This is a genomic window from Paenibacillus sp. CFBP 13594, from assembly GCF_014842675.1.
In the GTDB taxonomy this organism is placed as follows: Bacteria; Bacillota; Bacilli; order Paenibacillales; family Paenibacillaceae; genus Paenibacillus; species Paenibacillus amylolyticus_B.
In genome coordinates this window covers 322123-333970 of the sequence record NZ_JACYVQ010000007.1, presented here as the reverse complement: position 1 = coordinate 333970, position 11848 = coordinate 322123, and the positions used below count along the sequence as shown (strand labels likewise).

General features: G+C 45.9%; 8 protein-coding genes. 1 reads left to right on the top strand and 7 read right to left on the bottom strand.

What is annotated here, in order from left to right; translation table 11 throughout:
* Positions 1-5: 5 nt before the first annotated feature.
* The 4 genes from flgM to IFU39_RS22955 all read right to left on the bottom strand — a co-directional run bounded on the left by flgM (position 6) and on the right by IFU39_RS22955 (position 7287).
* Entirely contained in the window at positions 6-290 is a 285-nt protein-coding gene (gene flgM / locus IFU39_RS22970; protein WP_047840678.1) for a flagellar biosynthesis anti-sigma factor FlgM, read from the bottom strand.
* A gap of 175 nt (positions 291-465) precedes the next feature.
* Complete coding sequence (locus IFU39_RS22965; RefSeq protein WP_017691972.1) at positions 466-873, bottom strand: TIGR03826 family flagellar region protein; 408 nt, start codon at positions 871-873, stop codon at positions 466-468.
* 149 nt (positions 874-1022) lie between these two features.
* Positions 1023-6566 carry a fibronectin type III domain-containing protein gene (locus tag IFU39_RS22960; protein WP_192135021.1) on the bottom strand — a complete coding sequence of 1848 codons (5544 nt, stop codon included), beginning with the start codon at positions 6564-6566 and terminating at the stop codon, positions 1023-1025.
* Positions 6567-6816: 250 nt separating this feature from the next.
* On the bottom strand, positions 6817-7287 hold the full coding sequence (locus tag IFU39_RS22955; RefSeq protein WP_192135019.1) for a ComF family protein: 471 nt from the start codon (positions 7285-7287) through the stop codon (positions 6817-6819).
* A 99-nt stretch (positions 7288-7386) separates the two neighbouring features.
* On the opposite strand from IFU39_RS22955, the gene IFU39_RS22950 reads away from it, so the two are divergent.
* Positions 7387-7593 carry a hypothetical protein gene (locus tag IFU39_RS22950; protein WP_192135017.1) on the top strand — a complete coding sequence of 69 codons (207 nt, stop codon included), beginning with the start codon at positions 7387-7389 and terminating at the stop codon, positions 7591-7593.
* Positions 7594-7778: 185 nt separating this feature from the next.
* On the opposite strand, the gene IFU39_RS22945 is transcribed toward IFU39_RS22950, so the two are convergent.
* The 3 genes from IFU39_RS22945 to IFU39_RS22935 all read right to left on the bottom strand — a co-directional run bounded on the left by IFU39_RS22945 (position 7779) and on the right by IFU39_RS22935 (position 11815).
* Positions 7779-9668, bottom strand: a complete 1890-nt coding sequence (locus IFU39_RS22945) for a helicase-related protein (protein ID WP_192135015.1) — start codon at positions 9666-9668, stop codon at positions 7779-7781.
* 313 nt (positions 9669-9981) lie between these two features.
* On the bottom strand, positions 9982-10164 hold the full coding sequence (locus tag IFU39_RS22940) for an aspartyl-phosphate phosphatase Spo0E family protein (RefSeq protein WP_100528416.1): 183 nt from the start codon (positions 10162-10164) through the stop codon (positions 9982-9984).
* A gap of 280 nt (positions 10165-10444) precedes the next feature.
* Positions 10445-11815, bottom strand: a complete 1371-nt coding sequence (locus IFU39_RS22935) for a helix-turn-helix domain-containing protein (protein ID WP_192135012.1) — start codon at positions 11813-11815, stop codon at positions 10445-10447.
* Positions 11816-11848 lie beyond the last annotated feature (33 nt).

Below are 11848 nucleotides of genomic sequence, written 5' to 3'. Positions count from 1 at the left end.
ATCACCTATTCCTTATCAAAAGACTTAAAATACGGCAGCAGCTTGTCAGCAAGCTTGCTACTATCTACCTGATACGTTCCCGAACTCACCTGTTCCTTCAGTTCCTGTATCCGTTGTATGCGTCCTGCATCCTGTGTACGACTTTGTTCTTCAAGCATCTTCATCGCCTCCGGAGAAATGGATACCTCGTCCTTACGGCGGCTCTTCTTGGCATCAGCCTGCTGATTGGATTCAACGTTCCTTTGATATGAATTGATTGCTCCAATTCTACTCGGTTCATTGATTTTCATTTAAAATGCACTTCCTTCCATGATTAGGAATTTATGTTGATATACGTTTTTCTCACTTCAATCTTTATGTTTTCAAAATGATTAGGATAATAAAAAAAACCGATAATCTTTAATAAGTTTATCGGTACGTTTCAAAACATTTGTTATAGCAAAACATGTATTTGAGCCCTCGCTCCTATGAATCGCGTAGTTTGTCGACAGCATTGTAGGTTCGTCCGCCTAAATTGTTGTTATCCTTCTGACCTACTTCACGAGCAGCTCCTGCCAGGTCTTTCGTTAAACGATTACGGCAAGAGTCGCACATATGACCTTCACGAATCAATGTTCCGCATACTTCACAAGGATACATCATATTCGGGGCATTCTCGATGGAAATTCGTCCCTCACGGATGAACTTGGTAATGTTTTTTATTGAAACTTCCGTTGCATCGGATAGCTCCTGTATGTTGGTGCCCTTGTTTTCGCGTAAATAATCTACACAGATCTGATATTCCTTCTCTATTTCCTTAATACAGTTTGAACATACATCTCGAAAATTCAACGCATATAATTTACCACAGCGAGGACAATTACCTAGATTCATCGCTAAAACGCCCCTCTCAAACTTCCATTTCCGAATAGATAATAACTATACATTACCTTATTTTCTCTGATGAAGCCATAGTCTATTTGCAAAACAAAAGAGGGGAACAGGATGCACATATACGCAATCCTGCTCCCCATTATATATCACTAATTCAATGTTCTAATACTTAGTACAGAAGACCATGCACTTGTGTTCTGATCGTTGAATGCCCGAATACGATATTTATGCGAACTGGACGGTAACAGATCAGACTGAATAAACGTTGTGTCATTGACAGTCGCCACAATTTGCCCATCTGCTTCAATTTCGTAAGACGAAGCACCCATAGCCGCCTCCCATGTCAGAATAACGTTTGTTTTGTCCGAAGTTCCCTTCAGCACAGGTGTAGTTAATTGAGTCATTCCCGTTATGATCTCACTCCAAGCTCCCGCACCAGAAGCATTTTTGGCACGAATCCGGAAAGTATGCTCCGTATTTGGTGCAAGTCCGCTCTTCGTATAAGCTACTCCACTCACGGCAACCACCGTACCATCAATCTCCAGATCATACCCGGTAGCTCCAGTTACAGCACTCCATCTCAGCGCAATAGCCGCTGTGGTTGCAGAGTTAATACTTAAACCGGAGACACTGGCAGGTAACGTAGTTTGCGACAATATTGCTGTCCATGCACTCACATTGGTGTCGGTCAGGGCACGAATACGATATTTATGAATGGTTCCACCAAGTACTCCATTATGGACATACAAGAGATCACTTACAGTAGCAACCACTATGCCATCTGCCTCAATCTCATATTTTGTTGCACCAACAACTTCATTCCATGTCAGCGTAACTGCGGTTTCTTCAGGTACAGCTTTCAGCGTTGTTGGTACATTTAATTGGGTCGAGGCGGTTACAATCTCACTCCAGCTACCAATGCCAGCAGCATTTTTGGCACGAATGCGGAAGGTATGCTCTGTATTGGCTAGAAGTGCTGTTTTGGTATAAGCCAAAGCGGTTACTGCGACTATTTTACCGTCAATTTCCAGATCATATCCTGTTGCTCCCGTAACTGCATTCCACTTCATAGCAATGGCTACTGTTGTTGCAGAATTCATACTCAATCCGGTCACACTGCCTGGTATAGTGCTTTGAGTCAAGACCGTAGACCAAGCGCTGCTGTTCTTATCCGTTAATGCACGCACACGATAGGTGTGCGATGTTCCTGCAAGCAAATCACTATGAACATATGAGGGATCGGTTACTTTAGAAACAATTGCTCCATCTGCCTCAATTTCATAACTGGTTGCATCTTTGATATCAAGCCAATTCAAAGTAATAGCTGTTTCCTCTGATGTTGCTTTCAGAGCAGGTGTGTTTAACTGGGTTGTAACATCTGTTACATCTCCCCAAGCCCCAGCCCCAGCAGTATTCTTGGAACGAATACGGAATGTATGATCCGTATTGGCGATAAGTCCCGTTTTGGTGTAAACCACTCCACTAACAGGTACCACCGTGCCATCAATTTCAAGGTCATATCCCGTCGCTCCTGAGACTGCGTTCCACTTCAGAGCAACAGCTGTGTTCGTTACACTTGTTACCGTTAGCCCGGTCACAGAACCAGGCAACGTATTTTGTGTCAAGACCGCAGTCCAAGCTCCAACATTGGTTTCGGTCAGAGCGCGTACGCGGTATTTATGTGCTGTTCCAGCTATCAGATTATTGTGAGTATAAGTAGGCACCTTAACAGTACCCACTAAGACTCCATCCGCTTCAATCTCATATTTGGTTGCATCTTTAACTTCAGGCCATGTCAAGGTGACCGCTTGTTCCTCAGAAGAAGCCTTTAGCACAGGTGTGTTAAGTAAAGTTGTGCCATCTACAATCTCACTCCATATACTTGCACCTGCTGTATTTTTAGAACGAATACGGAACGTGTGATCCGTATTTGTCACAAGCCCACTCTTCGTATAAGCTACTCCCGTTACTGGTACAACTGTACCATCGATCTCAAGATCATATCCTGTTGCTCCCGTTACTGCCGTCCATTTCAATGCAATGGCTACGTTCGTAGCCGAGCTAATACTTAAACCAGTAACTGAAGCAGGTATCGTACTTTGCGTCACCACTGCAGTCCAGGCACCTGTATTAGAGTCCGTCAGTGCACGTACACGATATTTATGCGCCGTTCCTGGAAGCAAACTAGTGTGCACATATTTCGGTTCGCTAATTGTACCAGTAACGACTCCATCTGCTTCAATCTCATACTTGGTTGCATCTGTTACATCTGCCCATGTCAATGTAATCGCAGTGTCTTCAGAGGAAGCTTTTAGAACAGGGGTATTTAATAATGTTGTACCACTTACCTCATCACTCCATGCTCCGGCACCTGCCGCATTTTTGGAGCGAACGCGAAACGTATGATCCGTATTAGCCGCAAGTCCGGTCTTGTTGTAGCTTAATCCAGTAGCAGCTACAACTGTGCCATCAATTTCAAGTTCATAACCTGTTGCTCCGGTTACAGCATTCCATTTCAAAGCCATTGTTGTGTTCGTTACAGAGGTAATGCCCAATCCAGTAACTGAACCTGGTAGTGTATTTTGATTTAAGACAGCAGTCCAAGCCCCGTTGTTTGTATCTGCCAGTGCTCGTACACGATACTTATGCGCTGTTCCTGGCTGAAGACTTGAATGCACATATTTCGGCTCATTAACTGTTGCAACAATTGAGCCATCTGCTTCAATCTCATACTTGATCGCATCTGATACATCTGCCCATGTTACTGTAATAGCAGTCTCTTCCGAGGAAGCTTTTAAAACAGGGGTATTCAACAATGTCGTACCGTCAATGATATCACTCCATACTCCGGCACCTGCCGTATTTTTGGAGCGAACCCGGAACGTATGATTCGTATTGGCTGCAAGACCTGTCTTGTTGTATGTTAATCCACTTACAGCTACTACCGTGCCATCAATCTCCAAGTCGTAACCCGTTGCTCCAATTACGGCATTCCACTTAAGCGCGATAGCGACATTGGTTGCAGAGGTTACACTCAATCCTGTGACTGAACCCGGTAAAGTATTCTGAGTGAGAAGTGCAGTCCAAGGGCTAACGTTCATCTCCGTCAGGGCTCGTACACGATACTTATGCGTTGTTCCTGGAGTCAAACTCTCGTGCGTATAGACTGGCGCCGTAACCGTAGCTACAACAATACCATCTGCCTCCACTTCATATTTGGTTGCATCAGTAACATCTGCCCAAGTTACTGTAATTGCATCTTCTTGGGAAGATGCTTTCAGAACAGGCGTATTGAGTTGAGTCATGCCACTTACTACGTCACTCCACACACCCACACCTGCAGTATTCTTGGAACGGATACGGAACGTATGGTCCGTATTCGCTGTAAGACCACTCTTCGTATATGTTAAACCAGTAACTGGAACTACCACTCCATCAATCTCCAAGTCATATCCAGAGCTACCGGTCACTGCACTCCATTTCAAGGCAATTGTGGTGTTTGTTGTGGATGTTAAACTGAGACCTGATACTATTGCAGGCAATGTACTCTGCGTCAGGATTGCTGTCCATGCACTTGTATTGGTATCCGTCAACGCACGAATGCGATACTTATGGGCTGTTCCTGGCAGCAATGCTGTATGGCTATAACTAGGTTCTTCTACTGTTGACACTACTGCTCCATCAGCCTCAATTTCATATTTCGTTGCGTCCGCTACATCATCCCATGTCAGATTGATTGCATTTTCTTCTGATGTTGCTTTCAAGATAGGTGTGTTCAACTGCGTTATTCCGCTGATCAGATCACTCCATGCCCCTGCACCAGCGGCATTCTTTGAGCGAATACGGAAGGTATGATCTGTATTTGCTGCGAGACCATTCTTCGTGTAGGTTACTCCTGTTACAGGGACAACTGTTCCATCGATCTCGAGATCATAACCTGTGGCTCCGGTTACTGCTGTCCATTTCACAGTTACAGCTGCATTGGTCGCTGCACTGACCACCAATCCATTAACGGAATCAGGCAACGTATTCTGTGATTTTACTGCCGACCATGCGCTAACGTTATTGTCACTTATAGCTCGTACACGATACTTATGGGCCGTTCCAGATTTGAGCCCTGTGTGCGTATAGATTGAATCTGATATATCTCCAACGACAACGCCATCTGCCTCAACTTCATATGACGTTGCACCATCAACTGGTGACCAGATGAGAACAACTTCTTCTTGTGAAGGGTTGGACTGAATAACGGGTGTACTCATCTGGGTGATTCCTGTAGTTACATCACTCCAGCTTCCTGCACCACCAGCATTTTTAGGTCTGATTCTAAAAGTGTACTCTGTATTAGCTACAAGGCCAGTTTTACTATAAGTGGTGCCTGTTACAGCAACATTAGTGCCATCAATCTCCAAATCATATCCTGTAGCACCCTTTACCGCAGTCCAAGCTACCGTTAATTTATTGAATGTGGCATCAGTAACCGTCAGCCCGTTGGTACGATCAGGTACTGTTAACTGACTCACCATTTTACTCCACGCACTCTCATTGTTAGCCGAGAAGGCTTTTAGCACATAGGTATGCGTTGAATTAGCTTCAAGCCCTTCATGTACATAGGAAGTTACGTTTCCTAATTCAAATGGTGTACCACCATCAATCTGCAACTGGTAGCGATCTGCAGACTCAACCGCCATCCACTGAATCGTATTCTTGCCTTCCTCTGGCGTTACGGCCAAAACAGGTTTCTCAAGCAAGGTTGTTATTGCAACCGGCTCACTCCACTCACTAGCTCCTAGTCTGTTAATTCCACGTACTCTATAGGTGTATGTAGTATTGGGTGTAAGTGAAGAACGTGTATAATTGATTCCGTAAAAAGGCCCTTTGACTACGCCATTCTCTTCAATCTCATATTGAACAGCTTGTGGAGCAGCAGACCAATTGAGATTAATAGCTACATCACTGGCATCAGCCGCCAAATTAGCTGGAACAGCAGGATTTGTAGTAATAGGCTGTGTTGTCCCCGGCTCTTTTACAAAACTGAATGATTCTGCTTTCCGTATGTAATACGGATTCAGGTTAGATACAAAATCTACCACCGCTCCTGTATCGGCATTAATCACAAGACTTAACTGTGTAGCCTCATAGCTTTGCACATATCTTGGCGTAGTCATTCCAAATTCATCAACGGAGGAATTATTCCATACTCCAACATTGGTTCCGGATTGTCTGTATTCCATAGTCGTGTAATACTCCCATACCTCAGCAAAGTCGATGATAAAGGCATTGGTAACTTTACCGGCATAAGTAGATGTATAGGAGCCAAATGAAATCTTGGTTATGTCCTCAACTGCTCCATTAATCGATTGGCTTCTCCTAAAAGAATATCCTGATGTTGAAATCTCATATGATCTCACCCAACCCAGCTTAACTGATTTTTGATTCACCTGTAATTGGCCGTTGTTGTTGGTCAACACATATTGGTAATCATTACTTGATGAGACTATCCCGCTTCCTACTGCTGCATGTGCCCGGTTCCCCCCGTACACGCCAAACTGTCCGAATACCAGCATGAATACTAGTAGACGGACGGTCCATAAGTAAAATCCATTTTTTCTTTTTCCTGCGACCACTTTTGTTCTCCCCTTCAACAGATATGTTGTGCCACTCCCTATGCTGTCACCTGTGGTGAACGGCAAAACTATCTATTCTGCGCGAGAAAACCAATTCCTCTTTTTTACATGTAAAAGATTTCTTATTACGCTTTCATTTATAATTTCATCAAACAACTATATTTCAAACGGAATAAATGGAATGGAGACACGCATTAACGTACCAATGATTAATAAAGGAACATATTTTCCTGTCTACTATTAATTATACAGTATAGATCACCCACCTAAAGTGGCTGAAGAATGTTGCACGTCATTTATTACTTGGATTTACTGTCTAGGATCTTGCCAGTGTCAGCGTGTAAACATTGACCGGAATCTCCATGTAGAAGCCAGCATTTAGAATAATCCGCCCACAAGCGTCCAAGGTGCTACCTGTTGTGTATATATCATCGATCAGCAGTAGCTGTATGGGTTTGGCATGCGATATGCCCATATATGTTGGCAGATTAGATGCCCTGTATAGCTCTTCAATTAACTTCATGCCATCCGGGTTGATGCTAAAAGCATTCTTCATCGTTTCGATACGCTCACCGCGTGATTTGAAGCTTTGTTTGGTGGTGTTGATCTGGCGCTGCAACAGATCAACGATAGGTAGGCGGCAGGCGGTGGCGAGCCCAGCAGCCAGCCGCTCCGCCTGATTGAAGCCACGCTCGGCCAGACGCTCGCTGTTCACCGGGACATAGGTGACCGCGTCAGGCCGCCATTGTGGCTTCATTTGTTGAGCATGTGTGGCGGAATGAGCCACGGGGGCTGGGGGTTCTTTTGCCAAAGTAGAATTTCGTTCTTCGCTCATCGCTTGAAAGGCTTGAATCAACAGCGCGGTTAAGAGCGGCGCGTATCTTTCATGACCTCTGAATTTGTACATGCCTATCCATTCTTTCATAAGAGGGTTGTATTGTACGGCGCTGCGATTGGAGACAAAAGAACGGTTTTGCATGTGTGGACGAACACAGTCCGGGCAACCGACTCCCCGACCACAACGCAGGCAGCGGATGGAACGGATCCATGGAATCTGTTTCACACAACGTGGGCATATGCCTGGATAAGTTGAAGACAGAATCGCTCGGGTGCCACATGTCAGACAAGTCGCTCCCGGTGGGGCGAGCAGGTGATGGAGACGCTGGGTCAGGAGTTGCGCGTGATCGGTTATGTTGCTGAGCCAGTTGAACATAGGTGGCATACCTCCAGTCTTGGGAATGTAATGTGAAATGTGGATACGAACGTAGCAGATGACAATTATTTTTGAGATGGCGGCTGAAGGTAGCCTTTGCGACGAGCTATGGTGTTCATTTTCCGAATCTGGGCAACGGCCTTCACCTGTGAACGTGTCCGACGCGACGATGCAAAAACCACTCTACCCGCTGGGTCATCCATGGAACGCCCTGCTCTACCCGCCATCTGGACCAGTGAAGCTTCATCAAAGAGACCATTGTCTGCATCCAATATAAAGACATCGCTGCGCGGAATGGTCACGCCACGCTCCAGAATCGTTGTCGTTACGAGCAAACGAATGTTGCGATCACGAAAGGCTTTAACTTTGTTAGCACGATCAGGGTCCTGAGATGAAGTTCCTTCGATATGAATTCCGGGAAAGGTACAACGCACCAGATTCACAAACGCCTCAATTTGGGCAATGCGTGTTACAAAGACAAATACCTGAGCGTCACGCTCCAATGAGATTTGGACGTTAGTCTTCAAGGCAGAAGGAAGTTTTCGTTTCTTAATACATTCAGCAACGGTAACCATCTTGACCAAGCGCGGAACAGGCAAAGGATGACGGTGAAAACGTACCGGGACTTTGGCATGGGCCAGCATCCCCTTTGCCGCTTCCTTCTGCAGCCGAGCTGGCGGTGTAGCAGACAGATAGACGAAATTCCCCTCCGGTTTACAGGAGGATGCCGCCGCGTGAGCGAGCATGGGATCGTTGTGATAAGGAAAAGCATCCAGTTCGTCGATAATGACGAGATCAAATCCCTGATAAAAACGCATCAGTTGGTGTGTGGTCGCAAGCGTGAGCTGAGCATCTTTCCAGCGTTCGTCACTGCCTCCGTAAAGGGTAGCAAGTGAGGTGTCCGGAAAAGCTTTCGCCAGACGCGGGGCCAGTTCCAGTACCACATCCCTGCGCGGTGTAGCGACCAGCGCTCGTCCGCCACGATCCAATGTATGTTGGAGTAGGGGGAATATCATCTCGGTCTTGCCGGCCCCGGTCACGGCCCACAGCAAGAACCGCCCCGGCCCATCCCCTGCGGGTGGGCGGGCCAAAAACGCAAGCGCCGCGGCTGCTGCCGCGCTCTGCGCTGCACTAAGCCCCCACCGGGCGAGTCCGCCGCCGGTGGGGGCCAAGGCCGTGCCACGCGGTGCTTCGCCGCATCGTGGCACGGCCTCTTGCGCTGCACTGCGTAGCAGCAGCGCACAAGCACGGCTGCGCCCCAGCGCGAGGCAAGCCTCGCAGTAGGCGCACGCCGCCAGGCCGCAGGCAGCGCAGGGCACGCGCTGCCTGGCTTCGCTGCCACAACGGTGGCAGCGGGGCGCGCTCCGCGCGCGTCCAAGCCACGCGTGCTGACGGCGCGTGGCAGGCCCTTCGAGGGCGGCTGTGATACTCAGCCGCCCGTGCAAGCGCGCGAGCTGCGCAGCCGCGCGCCACTCCCTTGGCGGCTGGGCGGTATCCGCCAGCAACGCCTCCGCCTCGGCCGCCAGTAATTGGCGGCCGCTGATCCGCTCAGCCAGCAGGGCCGCGTCCCGCTCCAGCTGAGCCCACTGCACGGCGGGATACGGCTCTGGCATCCCGCCTACCAACGCACCACGCGCAGCGGCACTCCCCGCTTTGCCTGCTATACCTTTTCTGGCCTCTGTTTCCCCCGAGGCCAATTCATACACATCCAGCTTCCGCGCAAGATAGTTCTGCCATTCGCGCTGGCCCCACTGATCCATACCTCGCTCCATCCCAAAATGTTCAACCAACCAGGACGCCTGACTTAACGGTAACGCCTTGTCTAACAGCAACCAGCGCAGCACATGTCGCCCACTTCCTCCCTCTAGCCACCAAGCCACATCCACTCGAATATCGAGTGATAACACCATGCTCCACCCTTCCCCTACACGGCACACATACAAAGCAACCTTCATTTAATCTCCTCCCCCATCGTACTTTCTCCTGAACGCAAAAAAAGCACATGCCAACCCGGCTGTTCGCCGGAGCATGTGCTTCATGTCCATATTCAATCTTCTTATGATCAATCTACTTATCACTATACCAATTGAATCTCGACTCTACAAATTCAGCCATTCAAAAAGTTTATTTCCCAACTCGAATTAAAGGTTGCTGATCAAGTGCTGAACAACTTCTAACCAGACTATTATATATATATCATTTAGATGAACCTTATTCTACGATGTATGTTTACTTCAATCATATTGGTCTGAAATGTCCAGGAACCAGTTATGTATTACTTAGTTTGGAGATGCCTGAGAACATTCGATTATATCGATTAATCAACTCATCTAAAATCTCGGATTGCTTAATTACGATTGGATGTTGTAAACCATAAATCGCAACCAACGCGTGCAAACTTTCCCGTTCACGTTCCAAGTCACTTTCCTGATTGTTCACAACATATTTCATAGCATCCTCACCTCTATGAAATAGTGTAACCTCTTATGTAAAAACCAAGATTCATGTCAGATATACAAAAAACCTATAAGAAAATGAAATGTGGCCATTCTCTCACAGGTAACTCTCTATAATCTATAAAATAAGATCTACCAACCACCTTGACCATGAGAATTAGTCGTCAAAATTTCTGGAACTTCAGGTGGTACATTCTCCGTAGCAGAAGACGTGTTAAATGGTACCACCATTGTTGTGATGGTAATTATGGTAGCAATGATTATGAATTTTATCTTCATCTCTCTTTTCGAACCTCCTTCAGCAGTGTAGTGTACTTATGAAGCTCTTCGTTTGTTGCTAAATGCCGAATGGAATCAAATGTACAGAACCCTCTGACCATACAAGCATCATTATTAATTCTAGCTGAGATTGCCAAACTATCCAGTATAAATTGAATCCCAACCCGAATCCGGTCTGAGTTTAGATAATAATCCGCTACATCTGCCAAGAAATTCACGAACTGATCATCTATAATCTGATTGGTATAAGACCCCACCTTCTCATGTGTGATCATAAATGATGATATTGTGGTCTTAAAGCGCTCCAACACATGATCCATATTCATATTATAATTTAGTGCTGCCTTAATAAGCTTAAATAACCCACGTAGAATCTCATTTTCTTTTGTAGATAAATAATCCACATACTCATCTAAAATCTCAATTCTTCCTGCCATTATTTCAAAGAGGTACCTATTTGCTGTTGCCCACTCCCGAAACTGACTCTTTGTAAGCTCCGCCTCAAGATCATTCTCAATAATCCATTCGTGATTTTCATAGCATGAGACATAGTATAACGCCTGCTGATATTCATTCTTTTCTCCATATATTGATGCTATGATCAAATCCGAGTATAAAATATAACCAAACAAAGGTTTGGAAGGCTCCTGATAACTCTTCCCCCTTCTAATCCGTTGCTGTTTGATTTTGTACTGCACCCTCGCCAGTTTGCCCATTCGTGTTGCCAGTTGTTCCGCTTTGTCCCAACGACGCAATGAGAGGTATAGATTCATCAGATCTTTCAGCGCATCCAGTTGATCCAACTCATTAAGGCGCGCGACATACGGATCAAATTGCACAGCACATTCCAGATTATTCTGCTGATCATCATTAATCGAGAGCTTGAATATTCGATACTGACAGATCGCCAATCTTTCGGCATGCTGGTACCGTTCCCCTTCACACACTTTACGATATATAATTAGTGCAGCTTCCGCGCTCCCTTCGGCATTAAATGATTCGGCACAATCAAACAAAGGTTTGATATACGAAGGATTTTCCATCATTAGATCTACTGTTCTTTCAATACAATCGTTTTTCCCAAGCTCTGCACAGCGAGTGATAAACGGACGCAGTCGTCTCCAGTTCATTGTAGAATCATCAAACAACTCACTCACATACTGTTCATAAAAATATCCTTCTTCCAACCCCATATATTCTGTCATAATATCCAGGATTTTTACCGATATAGGCTGTGAACCATTAATCACTCTACTTAGCGTTCCAGAGTTAATGCCTGATTTCTCTGCAAAATGATAAAGAAGGATTTTGTTTTCCTCTATGTAATGTAAAAATTCTGTTCGGATCGTCTTATCTATTATACTCAAGAAGATACCCCCTTCCAGAAACACACTTTTCTC